This window comes from Nocardia glycosmidis (genome assembly GCF_052545115.1).
This window is the reverse complement of record NZ_JBQWRH010000019.1, coordinates 83,854-99,173: the sequence shown is the minus strand read 5'-3', so window position 1 is coordinate 99,173 and position 15,320 is coordinate 83,854. Positions and strand designations below refer to the sequence as shown.

General features: G+C 66.8%; 11 protein-coding genes. All 11 read left to right on the top strand.

Annotated elements, in window-relative coordinates; all coding sequences use genetic code 11:
* Positions 1 to 66 precede the first annotated feature (66 nt).
* A complete protein-coding gene (locus ACT86A_RS22445) occupies positions 67 to 2,307 on the top strand; it encodes a CoA transferase (protein WP_445094161.1) in 2,241 nt (746 codons plus the stop codon).
* Positions 2,308 to 2,469: 162 nt separating this feature from the next.
* A complete protein-coding gene (locus ACT86A_RS22440; protein WP_445094160.1) occupies positions 2,470 to 3,915 on the top strand; it encodes an aldehyde dehydrogenase family protein in 1,446 nt (481 codons plus the stop codon).
* A gap of 692 nt (positions 3,916 to 4,607) precedes the next feature.
* Positions 4,608 to 6,806 carry a CaiB/BaiF CoA-transferase family protein gene (locus tag ACT86A_RS22435; protein WP_445094159.1) on the top strand — a complete coding sequence of 733 codons (2,199 nt, stop codon included), beginning with the start codon at positions 4,608 to 4,610 and terminating at the stop codon, positions 6,804 to 6,806.
* Between the two features lie 27 nt (positions 6,807 to 6,833).
* Complete coding sequence (locus ACT86A_RS22430; protein WP_445094158.1) at positions 6,834 to 8,006, top strand: acyl-CoA dehydrogenase family protein; 1,173 nt, start codon at positions 6,834 to 6,836, stop codon at positions 8,004 to 8,006.
* Between the two features lie 30 nt (positions 8,007 to 8,036).
* Entirely contained in the window at positions 8,037 to 8,594 is a 558-nt protein-coding gene (locus tag ACT86A_RS22425) for a nuclear transport factor 2 family protein (RefSeq protein ID WP_445094157.1), read from the top strand.
* Between the two features lie 4 nt (positions 8,595 to 8,598).
* A complete protein-coding gene (locus ACT86A_RS22420; RefSeq protein WP_445094156.1) occupies positions 8,599 to 8,967 on the top strand; it encodes a carbon-nitrogen hydrolase family protein in 369 nt (122 codons plus the stop codon).
* Positions 8,967 to 9,770: an enoyl-CoA hydratase/isomerase family protein gene (locus ACT86A_RS22415; protein WP_445094155.1), complete on the top strand. Its 804-nt coding sequence runs from the start codon at positions 8,967 to 8,969 to the stop codon at positions 9,768 to 9,770. The genes ACT86A_RS22420 and ACT86A_RS22415 overlap by 1 nt, the downstream gene beginning before the upstream one ends.
* Positions 9,771 to 10,021: 251 nt before the next feature.
* The gene (locus ACT86A_RS22410; protein ID WP_445094154.1) at positions 10,022 to 11,413 is read left to right on the top strand and encodes a cytochrome P450; all 1,392 of its coding nucleotides are present in this window, start codon (positions 10,022 to 10,024) and stop codon (positions 11,411 to 11,413) included.
* 641 nt (positions 11,414 to 12,054) lie between these two features.
* Complete coding sequence (locus ACT86A_RS22405; protein WP_445094153.1) at positions 12,055 to 12,876, top strand: mycofactocin-coupled SDR family oxidoreductase; 822 nt, start codon at positions 12,055 to 12,057, stop codon at positions 12,874 to 12,876.
* A gap of 67 nt (positions 12,877 to 12,943) precedes the next feature.
* On the top strand, positions 12,944 to 14,158 hold the full coding sequence (locus ACT86A_RS22400) for a cytochrome P450 (protein WP_445094152.1): 1,215 nt from the start codon (positions 12,944 to 12,946) through the stop codon (positions 14,156 to 14,158).
* 129 nt (positions 14,159 to 14,287) lie between these two features.
* Positions 14,288 to 15,286, top strand: a complete 999-nt coding sequence (locus tag ACT86A_RS22395; protein WP_445094151.1) for a PDR/VanB family oxidoreductase — start codon at positions 14,288 to 14,290, stop codon at positions 15,284 to 15,286.
* Positions 15,287 to 15,320 lie beyond the last annotated feature (34 nt).

The following is a 15,320-nucleotide window of genomic DNA, read 5'->3' as shown; positions in this document are numbered from 1 at the left end:
TTGGGTGCACGGTTGGACGCGGCGGCGGGAGCCGCATACGGAGATGAGGCCGGCGGGATGAACAGCATGACCAGTCCGCGGATCAGTCGCCTGCGCGCCGTGGACCTGGGTTCGGGGCTGCCGGCGGCCATTGTGGCCAAGGTCCTCGGTGAGCTCGGCGTCCGAGTTACCCGTGTGATGTGGCCGGGCGACAGTCTCGCGGCCCAGGCCCCCGCGTTGCGCACGTCGACCGCCCCGTGGACCGCATGCGGATCCGCCGACGTGGAGTCGGTACTCGCGGAGTCGGATATCTGCGTCTGCGGTCCGTCCGGGGAGGCCGCGGCACGCGGCCTGACCGCCGAGATGCTGCGCGACCGATTCCCGAAACTCGTGGTACTGGACATCGTCGCCGAGGAGGTCCACGACGGGCCCGAGGTTCCGGCGGCGGAACTACTCGTCCAAGCCCGTAACGGGATGTGTTTCGAGCAGTTCGGCGACCGGCCCACCCAGCTCGCCTTTTCCCCCGGGACTTTCGGCGCGGCATTCTCCGGACTGCTCGGGCTCTGGGCCGCTCTTCTCGAACGGACGGCCACCGGGCAGGGCTGCCTCGTGCGGACCTCCCTGCAGCGAGGGATGACGCTGATGTGGCCGCACCTGCTTCTCACGACGCAGCGGCCCGACCCGGTGTTCGATCGAGTCCCACCGAAAGACGTGCGGCACTTGATCTTCCGCTGCGCTGACGGTGGGTTCGTTCAGATCGTGCTCGGGGCGCCCGGCGCGCTGGCCGCGCTCTACCGACTGCTGGGCGTCCCCATCGAGGTGGACCCGGGCGATCCGGGTGCGCCCGATCCGTCGCGCGGCCCCGGCAACTTCTTCGCCGATCGCATGCTGCTGGAGCCATTCTTCGCCGCCATTCCGCAGCGGGAAATTCTCGACCGGCTTGGTGCGGCCGGGCTGCCCGCGGCACCGGTTCTCGAACCAGGTGCGTGCTTCGACGACGAACAGGTCGCCGCCACCGGCTACCTGCGCGAAGATGGTTCGGGACGGCGTTTCGTCGGCAACGTACTCGAGTTGAAGGCACTCGATACCGGTCGCCCCGCGCCGACCCGGAACCGGGGTCCTGGCGAAGGCCCGCTGCGCGGGATCCGAGTGGTGGACATCGGAAATTTCGTCGCCGGACCCTTCGCTTCCCGGTTGCTGTCCGATCTGGGTGCCGACGTCATCCAAGTGGAGCCACCTACCGGGATCGCCAACTTGACCGGTGCGCGGAACGTATGGGTCTGCACCCGCGGCAAGCGCAGCGTCCGGATCGACCTCAAGGCCGCCGAGGGGCGGGCCGTCCTCGGCGATCTACTCAGCGACGCGGACGTTTTCCTGCACAATTTCCGGCCCGGTGCGGCGGAGCGGCTCGGTCTCGACGCCGCTACTTTGCGCACCGACTACCCCGACCTCGTCCACCTGCACACGACGGCGTTCGGGGAGACCGGACCACAGGCCGGCCAACCCGGGTTCGACATGGTCATGCAGGCGCTCGCCGGGCACGAAGTGCGCGCCGGTGGAGTCGGCAACGACCCGCTCTGGTACCGGTCGCCCTTCATCGACTACGGCACCGGCGCACTCGGCGCGGTGGCGATATTGGTGGCGCTGTACGAGCGTGCCGCCGGCGGCGGCGCGGCGGAAGTGAAGAACAGCTTGCTGGGTACGGCCCTGTTCTTCGCCGCGGGGGTCGTTCGAGATCCGGACGGTACAGTCACCGGCGCCCCACTGCTGGCTGCGGACCGTACCGGCTTCCATCCGGCCGAGTCTCTCTACCGGACTCTCGACGGCTGGATCGCCGTATGGGCACCCGATGCCCCAGAGGCGCGGGCTCTTGCCGAAGCGCTGAACCTGACGGACCTGGGCCCCCGGGAAGCATGGGACCAGAGCAGTAGGGAAAGGATCGCCGGGCGGTTCCGCTCGATGAACACCGCCGAGGCTCTCGCGTCCCTGGAACGGCATCGAGTCCCGGCGGTGCGGTGTGAGCGGGATCCGGTTGTGCGGCTGTCCGGCATGCGTGCGGCTTGGGATGCCGGGCTCGTCGCCGAGACCTACGACCCCCGGTATGGCCGTGTGTGGGGTTGCTTCGGCCCGCCAGTCCTGTTCGAGGATCGGCCGCCGCGTCGAGACGGTTTCACACCGGCCCCGGTGAGCGGGTCCGACACGTGTGGGGTGCTATCCGAACTCGGTTATGACCGGGCACGGATCGATGAACTGGCCGCCGACGGCGTGTGCCACGTTGTGGACCCGCGCGTGGAATCGTCCTCGCCGGAGCCAACCGTCATTCGCTGAATCTTCGCGGCGGCTTCGGCCGACCACGGGGTCCCGAATACTGCATCCGTTGATTTCTGTCGTATCGATCACCCGAATGTTCGATGATGTTTACGATATATCGCGGTTGCTCTTACCCTCCCAGGGCGGCCGCAACACAGCATCGGGCAGGGCGGAAGTGTGATGGAAGAGATGAATGTGATCGAGATGGGCCTGGTCACCCCGACGGCATTCGAAGCGAATGGTGTCATCGAGGTGCATAACCCCGCTCGCACCAATGAGGTCGTCGGCACGCTGCCGCGTATCCGGCCGGGGCACATCGACACAATCGTGACCGCGGCGCACGAGGTACAGCGGGGATGGGCGGCTGTTCCCGTGCGGGAGCGTTTCGAGCTGGTGGCGCGCGCCCTGCAGAACGTGGATGTCGAAGGCCTGGACGTGCTCCTGACGAGGGAGCAGGGAAAGGTGCTGTCGGAGTCCACGCGTGAGCTGAAGTACCTCTCGTTCCCGGTCGCCTTTCTCGAGCAGCATCTCGACTGGCTGGACAACGGCGAGGACCTCGGGCGGGCCGGTGCGAATCGCACGCTCGTCTTCCGCGACCCGGTCGGCGTCGTCGGCATCATCTCGCCGTGGAACGTCCCGGTCTCGATGGCCGTCGTCTCTGTGACGCCCGCTCTGGTGGCCGGCAACAGCGTCGTGGTTCACGTTCCGGTGACCGCGCCGCTGGCGGCGCTCTCGGTCTTCGGCAAGCTCGCGGCCGGCCTTCCGCCGGGTGTGCTCTCACTCATCACGTCCGATGAGACGAAGGTTGCTCAGGCATTGGTGGAGCACCCGCTGGTTCGGCATGTGCACTTCACCGGTAGCACAGGCGTCGGCAAGATCGTCGCCTCGGAGGGCGCTCCGAAGCTGACGGGGCTCACGCTGGAACTGGGGGGCAACGACGCGGCGATCATGCTCGATGACGCCTTCGAGGACGAGTCCGTCTTCGAGCGCATCGTCGCCGGCGCCTTCGCCATGGGAGGCCAGGCGTGTATCGCGATCAAGCGTCTGTATGTTCCCGAAGCCCGGGTGGACGAGGCGCTGCAGGGGGTTGGGAGCATCCTGTCGTCCTGGAGTGTGGGAGACGGCCTCGATCCGGCGGTTCAGCTGGGCCCGATGCATACCGCCGCGGGTCGCGCGCGGATCGAACGCCTGCTTGCCGCTTCGCGGAGCGAGGGCGCCGAGGTGCACACCTTCGGGACGTTGAGGTCGGATCCCGCCGAGGGGCATTTCGCGCAGCCCGCGCTCGTGACCGGCCTGTCCGAGGCGGCCCCGCTGGTCAGGGAGGAACAGTTCGGACCCGTCCTGCCCATCCTCGGTTACTCCGGTGTCGATGAGGCGGTGGCCCGGGCCAACAACAGCGAACTGGGACTCGGGGCCTCGGTGTGGTCCAAGGACATCGACCGCGCGTTGTCCTTGGCGCGGCGGATCGAGGCCGGGATGAGCTGGATCAACGCTCACGGCGGCGCGGCCATCGACGGCCGGGCGCCGTGGGGCGGAGTGAAGGACAGCGGCATGGGCCGAGGCGGCGCCAATCGTGCCGGGCTCGAGGCGTTCACGCACGCCCACTCGATCACGCTGCCGATCTAACTCCGCACGCGAGAAGGGCCGCGGCTCGTGCCTCTCGAGTCGTGGTCGGCGCCTTCTCGGACGAGCGTCGAGTGGCATCGGCTTCGGCTGAATCATGGATCCGAACCGCACGAAGGTGTCGATCGGGTCACTGCCCGACACGTGCCCGATTCCGCGGCGATGTGCGAGCCGGGCGTTTAGCGCTGATTGCACGACTTGCCGTTGATGGTTACGAAATTACGTACGCTGCGCGTCCAGCATCTCCATGAGCTCCCGCGATACAGCCTCCATGGACGCTTGTCGGCTGCGTGGCCCGCCGCCTTCCCTGGCCAATTACCAGGCACGGTCAGAGCCTGACCGACCGGGCTTCGCCGCGAGGTTCCCGCCGGATCTTCGAGTAGTCGCCGATAAGGCCGAAAACCTTTTGAAACAACGACAAGTCGTGTAATTTAACGGTATATCGTTATCTTGGGGGTGTCTGGGAGCTTGGATGGCTGGACGAGTACACGACGCGGCGGGGCGAGTGGGTCACCGCTCACGCCCTCGGGTGGGCATCACTGTGGGCGTGCTCGACGCACAGGCCTCGTTGACGTTCGCCGAGGTGTCCGGCCTGGCGCATGCCCTGTCACACACACGTTCCGGGGCCGGAGCCGCGGAGGTCCGCTTCGTCGTCCGGCAGTCCCGTCCTGTCTGTGCGGAGTGAGGTGGCGGTTTTGCGGAAGTTGGCAGGTGTGGGCGCGCTCGAGGTGGTCAACCTCGGCTACGGAATGTCCGCCGCGCTGGTGGGTAAGCACTTCGCCGAGCTGGGCGCCACGGTGCATCGGATCGGCGATCCGGCGGACGACCCGTTCGAGAATGTCTACCCGGCCTACCGATACTGGCGATCACTCGAACAGCAGGCCCGGCCCGAGCATCTTCGGGACCTGCTCTCTGGCGCCGATCTATGCATCGTCGGCGGTGAGGACTTTCCTGGCTTGGTGCACGAGTGGGTGGCCGCGGAACTGGCGGCGCGGCACCCGAGGCTGGTGGTGCTGCATCTGACCGGTTACGTCGAGGGTTCCGCGGTGTCCGGCCCCGCGGTCGATCTGCTGGTCCAAGCGTCCACCGGGATGAGCTGGGAGCATTACACCGAGCGCCCTATCGCTTTCGGGGTGCCGTTCCCGACCTACGGCCAGGTGCTGATGGGCATGCTCGGCGTGTGGGCCGCGTTGGTCGAACGGCAGAACAGCGGTGCGGGCCAGGTCGTGACCGCGACGCTGCAACAAGGCGCCGGTATGTTCATGGCGCCGTTCTGGATGGCAGCGGCCGAAGCGGATGCCGAGTTCGACAAGATCGCCCCCAAGGACGCCAACCACCTCGTCTTCGAATGCGCCGATGGAACCTACGTCCAGATGGTTCTCGGCGTCCCGCAGGCGATCGTGAAGCTGTATCGGGCACTGGGCATCGACCTCGAGGCGGACCCGGCGGACAGGGGATTGCCGAAAGCCGGTGCGGGACCGGGCAAATACTTCGGCGACATGGAGTTGTACGCGCCGTACGTCAAGAGGCTCACCCGGGAGCAGGTGATCGCGAATTGTGTGCGAGAGGGTATCCCCGTCGCCCCCGTCCTCCAGCCCGGCGAGATCTGGTCCCATAAGCAGGCTCAGGTCAGTGACATGCTCGTCGAACACGACGGATACCGGACGGCGGGCGTGCCCCTCATGGTCGGCCAGGCCCACTCGGGGACGCCCGGAGCCCGGCCCGCGATCGACCCGACCGGGCCCCCGTTGGCCGGGCTGCGGATCCTCGACGCCGGTGCGTTCTTCGCCGGTCCGTACGTCTCCAAACTGCTGTCGGATCTCGGGGCGACGGCGGTCAAGATCGAGGCACTCGGCGGGGAGCCGCTGCGGGCGCTTCCGCGGACGTTCCTGATCCTCTGCGCTGGAAAACGCACGATCGCGCTGGATGCCAAGAGTGCGCTGGGACGCGACGTCGTGGGCAGGCTCGTGCGGGGATTCGACGCGGTCAACTACAACTTCCGGCCCGGTGTCGCGGAGCGGATGGGACTGGACCCGGCGACGTTGCGCCGGTCCAATCCTGATTTGATCACCCTCAATACCACCGGCTTCGGCCCGACCGGGCCGATGGCCCTGGACCCGGCCTTCGACATGGTCGTCCAGGCGCTCACCGGTTTGGAAGTGCGTGGGGGCGGCACGGGGAACGTGCCACAGTGGTACCGGCTTCCCTACATCGACTTCGTCAGCGGGGCCTTCGGGGCGATGGCCGTTCTGATGGCCTATTACGAGCGGCGAGAGACCGGACAGTTGCTCGACCTCTGGACAAGCCTGCTCGACGCCGCGTTGTTCATGGTTTCCGATCTCGTGCGGACACCGGACGGCGCCTTTCTGGCGTCACCGACGCTCGACCGCGAACAGCTGGGTTTCCATGCGGCAGAACGCATCTACCCGGTGCGCGATGGCTGGGTGGCGGTGTCGGCACGCGGTGAGGAGGCGGCACAGCGCCTCGCGGAGGCTGTCGGCCTGCACGGCGAACTCGGTCTTCGCGCGGATTGGGACGAGTCGGCGGTGAGCGCAATCGCCGATAGGGTGTCCGGGCTGAGCGCCGCGAACCTCGTCGAGGCGCTGGCCGCCCGCGGTGTCTGGGCTGCGGAGTGCCGACGCGACGGGCTGGCTGTGTTGGCCGCTGACAGCGCCGCGCGCAAGGCAGGACTCCTGGTCGACCGGGACGACGCCACGTACGGCACGGTTTCCAGCGTCACCGGTCCGCTCGTGACCTTTTCCCGATCACAGCCGTCCCTGCACGGCCTCGAGGGAGCGCACCGGATCGGTGCGCACACCAGAGAGATCCTCACCGAACTCGGCTATTCCGACGACGAGATCGACCAGGCGTACCGGTCGGGAGCCGTGCGCTAGCAGCAACAATCAAGGAGAACGCAACTGATGCCCACCGAGCACGACGAGGTGCAGCAGCCCGAGCTGCTCTACCACCAGCCCTTCAGCGATGAGGAGCTGGCCTACGGGGAAACGATCCGCGCCTTTCTTCGGCGCGAGGTCGAGCCCGGATACGACGAGATCGGCACCGACTCGGCAGCACGGCACGATCTGTGGAAGCGTGCGGGGGCCGCCGGGATCCTCGGAGTATCGGTCCCCGAGCGGTTCGGCGGCGCCGGCGGTGGCCCCTTGCTGAGCGTAATCCTGTCCTACGAGCTGGCTCGATCGCTCGCCTACGCAACGCTGGGAAGTTCGTTCACCACAGACCTGGCGACGGGGCTGTTGGTGGCCGGCGGTTCCGACGAGCTGATCGCGCGGTGGGCGCCGGGGATCATGTCGGGTGAAATCATTCAGAGCACCGGAATCTCCGAGGCCGAGGCCGGTAGCGACGTGGTCGCGATCAGGACCACCGCGGTGCGCGACGGCGACGAGTACGTCATCAACGGCGGCAAGATCTTCATCACCAACGGCGATATCGCCGATATCTGCTATGTCGTGGCGAAGACCGATAAAGAGGCCAGGGGCCGCGGTCTCAGCCTGTTCCTGATGGATCTCCGTTCGGACGGAGTCACCAGGCGAAAGCTCGCGACGATGGGCTTTCCCGGCGGCAACACCGCGGAGCTGCACTTCGACCATGTCCGGGTTCCGGCGGGCAACCTGCTCGGCGCGGAGGGCGGTGCGATGCGCCAGCTGATCGCAACGCTCGCCGAGGACCGCATTCAAGTCGGCGCCCGCGCGCTCGGCCAGGCCGAACTCGCGTTCGACCTCACCCTGGATTACGCCCGCCAGCGCCACGCCTTCGGGAAAGCCATCGTCGACTTCCAGAACACTCAGTTCCAGCTCGCGTCCATGAAGACCGAGATCTCGGTGGGCCGGGCGTTCCTGTACGAGCAGGTGCGCAAGGCCCGCTCCGGCATCGCCACGGCGTCCGAGAGCGCGATGTGCAAGCTCTTCCTGTCCGAGGCTTCGAGCCGGGTGATCGACGGCTGCCTGCAACTGTTCGGCGGCATGGGCTTCATGGACGAGACGCCGATCTCGCGCATCTACGCGGCCAACCGCGTGCTGCGTATCTATGCCGGTACGTCGGAGATTCTGCGCCGGTCCATCGCGAAAGACCTTTAACAGGTGCCAGAGATGTCACAAGGAGGAACGGTGACCGAGGAACTGACGCCCGAGGAGATCGGCCGTTTGCGCGAGCTTCTGGACAAGCAGGCGATCCGCGATGTGCTCGCTGTGGCCTCGCGCGGCGTCGACAGGGTCGCGCCGGAGGTGCTGCGCGCGGCATACCACGAGGAATCCATCGACTACCACGGCGCTTTCGTCGGCTCGGGCCCGGAGTTCGCGGCGCTTCCCGGACGGAACTCGCCGGACAATCTGATGGCTCACCACGCACTCGGCCAGAGCCTGATCGATATCGAGGGCACGACGGCCTTCGCGGAAACGTACTTCCTGATGAACTTCGAGCGGTTCGCGCGTAAGCGCGCAGAGGTGCGAATCGGCACGATGATCGGTCGCTACATCGATCGCCTGGACAAGATCGACGGCGAATGGCGGATCAGCGTCCGCAAGGTGGTCATCGACAGTTCCCGCGAGTCGAGCAAGGCCGACCAGTCGCCTGGCGCCGCGACTTTCCCGGCCGGCCGGCGCTGGCCCGACGACGAGGTGTTCCGTATCTCCGAACTCAGGCTGCCGGAACCGACGGCGAGGTGAGCTGATGGATCTCGATATCTCCGAGGAGGATCTCGCCTTCGCGAAGCGGCTGGGGGCCTGGCTCGAGGAGAACGTAGACCCGGACTGGCTGGATAGGTGCACGGGTTATGACGACTACGTCGCCGAGCAGAACCGCTGGGAGCGAATGCTGACGAGCAGCGGCTGGGCGTGCCGCGAAACTTGCGGCGAGCAGGCTGCTCGCGTTCGCCGGGATGCGGGCGACGGAGGCGCTCAGGGAATTCGCGATCTGGATGTGGGCGAACGCCCTCACGACCCCGCGTCCGCGCACCTCGCGCAGGTCGGCGATGTTCTGACGGACAGGACCCGGTTGACGGTGCCGATCTCCCGTCCGCTGTGGAAGAAAGGAAGCTGATGGCCGACATCGAACCGGCAGTGGTCGTCGAAGACGACGGGCACGTCCGAACCCTCACCATAAACCGCCCCGCCCGACGGAATGCGTTGAGTGACGAAGTTCTCGACGGCCTGACCAGCAGCCTCGAGGAGGCCGAGGGCGAGGCCGATGTCCGGGTCGTGATCCTCACCGGCGCGGGACCTGCGTTCTGTGCCGGCGGTGACATCAGCGGCCACAAGCGCCGCGCGGACGAAGGGCGTTCGATCACGGGAATCCGTAGCTATTACGTTACTCGCGGTGCGCGAGTGGCCGAGCGGATCCTCGCGTTCCAGAAGCCGATCGTAGCGGCCGTGAACGGAGCCGCTGCCGGCGCGGGAGTTCAGCTGTCGCTGATGTGCGATCTGCGGGTCGCCAGCGAGAACGCGTTCCTGGTCACGCCGTTTGCGGACCGTGGCATGTCACCCGACTGGTTCTCCACCCAGTTGCTTCCGCAGTACGTCGGTTTGGGACGTGCGATGGACCTGCTCCTGACCGGTCGTCGTCTGGAGGCTCGGGAAGCGTTGGAATGGGGCTTGTTCACGAAAGTGTCTCCGGCCGAGGTGTTCATGGACGACGTACGGGCGCTGGCCCGGTTGCTGGCGGCGAAGCCGCCGGTCTCGCTGTCGGTCACCAAGCGCATGCTGCGCAGCTGGTCGAACGCGAACCAAACCGTCGCTGCCGAGTTCGAGGCCCTCGCGCTGGCTTTCTGCCAGATGACCGACGACCACGCGGAGGCCGTCCGTGCATTCATGGACAAGCGCGAGGGCGATTACTCGGGTCGATGAGGTGCCCGGAGAGAGTTGAGAACTTTGACTCCTCGCAGGACCTGACGTCGCCGCTATGAGGAGACCGTGGAGAAATGTGAAATCTTGTGACTTCGGCCTCGAGGGCGAGCAACAAATATCGGCCGGGCCAGTGAAAGGTGGCGACTCGACCGACCCGCGTGGAGCACCCGTTTCGGGTACTTCAGGCTGGCTCCGCGCACCCTACGGCGGCAGATGGAGTGCCTGCGCTCGCGGCGCGGGACGGCGTCCGGGTGACCCGCAAGCAGTGGGTTCCGCTCGCCCGCCAGCTCGACGAAATGATGCAACTGTTCAGTCTGGAACGTACTGACGACTTCCGTAAGCCGGCCGCGCGTTTGTGGAGAACGCAGGCCGATTCTCGACCCGCTATTAGATTGGTCTGTACTGCTATGAACAAATGCCCGTTCAATCTCAAAGAAATCAACTCCACCTTCGACGCGGCAGATGCCTATGCGAAAGCACGCGCACACTACGGCCCGGTATTCGAGGCCGGCGATCTCGGCGAATACGTGGCGGTCATCGGCTATGACGAAGTGCGGCAGGCGGCGAGCGACGATGCAGGGCTGTGCTCCGCTCAGGGCGCGACCATCCCCGCCCTTGGCGTGAATCGCGCTCTCCCCACCGAAAGCGATGATCCCGAGCACCGCGACTACCGGCGGCTGTTGCAGCCCGAGTTTCAGCCTGGCCGGGTCAAGCAGTGGTCGGAGCGCATCGCGGAGATTGCCGATGAAGCGATCGACGAGTTCATCGAGACAGGCAAGGGTGACCTGCGCGAAGTCGCCGAGCGGATTCCTAGCGTGCTCATCGCCGAGATACTCGGCGCCCCTGGCCGCTCGGCCGACATGGTGCGGCTGACCAACGAACTCAATTTCGCCGCCGCGGGCGCGACGGAGGAGGCTTATAAAGTTCGCCTGCGCTTCAGTGCCTTCATCGAAGACCTCGTCTCCGCTGCGGAAGCGGATCCGGACTACCCGGGCACGCTCGGCTTCATTGTGCGCGCGGAGCTCGGAGGCAGGAGACTGACTCATCAGGAGGCGCTCTCGCTGGTGACCACCCTCGTGATTGCCGGGCAGGAGACCACGGTCAACGGGATCGCCAGCCTACTGTGGCTGGTAGGCACGCATCCCGAGGTCAAGAGGCGTCTGCTCGAAGACCATTCGCTGATTCCGCAGACAGTGAAGGAGGCCCTTCGTCTCGAGTCACCGGTCACGATGATGGGCCGCACTGCGACGCGTCCCATCGAGGTGGGCGGAGTGACCGTCGCGCCGGGGACGAAGGTCGGCCTCTTCTTCGGAGCAGCCAACCTTGACGCGACACAATTCGACGACCCCAATGTCTTCGACATCGACCGGAATGGACAGCCGCACCTCAGCTTTGGACACGGCATTCACCGGTGCCTGGGCGAGCACCTGGCCCGCCTCGAGATGTGCATCGCGCTCGAGCGGGTGCTCGACCGCATTCCTGACTACGAGGTCGACGGCGAAGTCGCGGTGGGAGCAAGTTTCCCGATGAATCGCGGCCTGCTCGCACTGCCCGTCAAGTTCGCGCCTCGCACGAAGCTGGGCATCGGGAGGAGCGGCACCGACGGGACTCGAGCAGCAGACGGCCCCGATGATCGCGACTGAATTTCCGGGTCCCCAGTCCCACTATCGGCGATTGCATCATGAGCACGGACACCGTGCTCCTCGGTGCCGGGCGCAACCTTCGGACCACGCTGCGTCGCCCTGCCCGCCGCCTCCATCGACCCCGGCGACACCGTCGGCCCGGATCACTGGTGATACGCGGCGACACCGTCCCCCGTCCATCCGCCAGCAGGGCAACCCCATCGCATCCGCGACCTGACCGACCCGGCGAGCAAGTCGAGGGACGAGAGTCCGGGCGGCCCCGTCCGAGGCAAGCCCGATCAGCTGCCGAACTCGAGGTCCCGTGGCGCACCGTTTGGCGTGCCGTTCCGCGCGGTCGCGTTTCGTCCGTGGCCCCGCTCGGCTGCCCGGACTCGTGCAGCCCGGTGGCGCCACGAGGAATGCCCCGCCACCGTTCTGTCCTGGGAGGTCTGAGCCCGGAAGTCGTCCGTGGCGCCGCCTGAGAGTGAATTTCGCCTATGGCTCTCTTGAGGGCAAAGCCTGTTTGAATGTGGACATTTGGAAATCTTCATTCTAGTCTCACTGAATGTGAGGGTAGTCACAAGCGTGCGGTGTGTCTCGACGGGCCACCGCACTCCGGAGGACTCCTCCGATCGAACTCATCAAGCGCCAGAGGAGTTTTCATGTCAGCAGCAGGACGTCTGCAGGGGAAAGTCGCATTCGTCACCGGGGTGGCGCGTGGCCAGGGCCGCGCACACGCGGTGCGTCTGGCCGGTGAGGGTGCTGCGATCATCGGTATCGACCTGGCCGGTCCGATCCCCAGCGTTCCCTACGACTCGCCTACCCCGGCCGACCTCGAGGAGACCGTGCGACTGGTCGAGGCGGCAGGCGGCCGGATCATCGCCGAGCGGGGCGACGTGCGCGATTCAGCCCGGCTCAAACAGGTCGTGGACGCCGGTGTCGCCGAGTTCGGCGGGCTTGACATCGTCGTCGCCAACGCCGGTGTCTGCATCCCCTCCACCTGGGACGAGACGCCGCCGGAGATCTTCGCCGCGCACATGGACACCAACGTCACCGGAGTCTGGAACACGGTCATCGCCGGCGCCCCGCACCTGGTCACCCGCGGCGGCGGGTCCGTGATCCTGATCAGCTCCTACGCCGGTAAGAAGGTCCAGCCGTTCATGGTCGGCTACACCGCCAGCAAGCACGCCGTCACCGGCATGACCCGGGCCTTCGCCGCCGAGCTCGGCAAGCACAACATCCGGGTGAACAGCGTGCACCCGGGCAACGTCAACACTCCGATGGGTTCCGGCGACATGATCGACGCCCTGGAGCAGGCGGCCGGCACCAACCCGGCTCTTATGAACATGGGCACCCCGTTCCTGCCCCGCTTCTCCGCGGAGGCCGACGAAATCTCCAGCACCGTGCTCTTCCTGGCCTCCGACGACGCCGGCTTCATCACCGCCGAGCACATCAGCGTCGACGGTGGCGCCCAGTACTTCTGACCCCTCCACCTTCCTGACCACCGGGGTCCGGCCCAGGGGTCGACACCATGAGCAGAGAGAAGCAGAGATGACCCCAACACCGACCCAGAGCACCGCCGAGTCGCACGTGGACGCCCCCTCGTTCCCCTTCGTCCGTCGCTGCCCGTTCTCCGTCGCCGAGGATTACCAGAACGTCCCGAACGACGGGGCCCCCACCCCGGTCATCTTCAAGGGCGCACCGGCCTGGTTGGTCACCGGTTTCGATGATGTGCGCAAAGTGCTCGCCGACTCGCGGTGCAGCGTGCGGAACGTGCCCGACCTGTCCCGCGGCGACTCCGGTGCGGAGGGCGGCGAGGGCGGCCTGCCGGGCTTCTTCCTGGCCATGGACCCGCCTGAACACACCGTGCTCCGCAAGACCCTGGCCAAGGAGTTCACCCCGCGGCGGATGGAGGCCATGCGGCCCACCGTGCAGCGGATCACCGACCAACTGGTCGACGAGATCCTGGCCGGCGAGAAGCCGGCCGACCTGGTCGACCAGCTGGCCCTCCCGCTGCCGTCGCTGGTGATCTGCGAGCTGCTGGGTGTGCCCTACGACCAGCACGACTGGTTCCAGGAGGAGACCCGCAAGGTCCTCGACACCACCCGGACGCCGGAGGAGATCGGTCAGGCGATCGGGGCGGTGATGACCTACCTCGCCGAGCTTGCTTCGGCGAAGAAGGAGGACCCGGGCGACGACTTGATCAGTCTGCTGGTACATCAAGCCCGGGTCGGCACGATCACCGTGCCCGAGGTGGCCGGCATGGCCACACTGCTGCTGATGGCGGGCCACGAGACCACCGGCAATATGATCTCGCTCAGCGTCTACACACTGCTCAGCCACCCCGAGCAGTGGGAGGAACTCCGTCGCGACCCCGATCTGATCCCGCAGGCTGTCGAAGAGCTGCTACGTTACCTCGACATCATCGGCAATCTGCCCCGCACCACGCTTGAGCCGATGGACCTCAACGGCCAGCTGGTGGACAAGGGCGCCCTGGTGATGGTGGCGACGGACGCCGCCAACCGGGACGACCGGGTCTTCTCGGACCCCGACAACTTCAACATCCACAACGACTCACGTGGTCACCTGGCCTTCGGGCACGGCATCCATTCGTGCCTGGGCGCACCGCTGGCCCGGATCGAGCTGCAGGTCGTGATCGAGACCCTGCTCAGGCGAATCCCGACGTTGGCCCTCGTGAAGAAGGACGCCTGGGTCAAGCCCGAGTCCAAGATCTTCGGGCTCTCCGAACTGGAACTCACCTGGTGACCCGGGTCCCGGGTCGACCGCCCCGGGCCACACTCCTCCGGGATGCGCCCTCGTTGAGCGCATCCCGGCACTTCCTCCGACTCAGCCCCTGGCTATCCGTACTTCCCATCACCTCGGAGAACAAGAACCATGACCGCCGTCAGAACTGTCACGTCGCCAACCACCGTGCGTCGGGTGATGCGCGAGTACGAGGCCGAGGTCGTCGTGCAGCGTCGGGTACGTGTGGCTGACCGTATCGTGGCCTTCGAACTGGCCGAGGCAGGCGGCCACATACTGCCCGAATGGCAGCCCGGTGCACACATCGACGTACTGATGGGCGAGAAACTCGCCCGGCAGTACTCCCTGTGCGGGGACCCTGGGGACAGGTTTCGGTGGCGTATCGCGGTGCTTCGCGAGGAGCAACCGCGCACCCCCAGCGGGTCGCACCACATGCACGACCTGGTGGCCGAGGGGGACCGGCTGCGGATCCGTGGACCGCGCAACCAGTTCCCCCTCGATCCCGCTGCCGAGCACCTGTTCGTGGCCGGCGGGGTGGGGATCACCCCGATCCTGCCGATGGTGGCCGAGGCCCAGGCCGCCGGCCGCCCCTGGCGTCTGGTCTACGGGGCCCGGAGCACCACCGAGATGGCCTTCACGGACGAGCTCGCCGGGCACGGCGACCGGGTCACCTTGGTGCCGCAGGACACCGACGGGCTGATCGACGTCGCCGGACTCGTCGCCGCAGCGGCACCCGGTACCGCGGTGCACTGCTGCGGTCCTGCACCACTGCTCCGAGCGATCCGGGAGGCGGCGTTGGGCCGTCCCATGATCACACTGCGCACCGAGCGATTCGGCGCCGACGCCGCCGACCCTGCGGCTGACCACGCGTTCGACGTGGTGCTGGTCCGCTCCGGCGAAACCGTGCGGGTGCAGGGCGACCAGAGCATCCTGCACGCCGTCGAGGCCACCGGTCGTCGGCTGCTCTCGTCGTGCCGAGCCGGCATGTGCGGCACCTGCGAGACCACGGTAGTGGAGGGTGTGCCCGACCACCGCGACTCGGTGCTCACCGTTGAGGAGCAGAACTCGGGCGAGACGATGATGATCTGCGTCTCGCGCTGCGCCGCCGACCGGCTCGTCCTCGACATCTGACTGACCCAGTACCACCCGAACCGGCCCGGAGCGC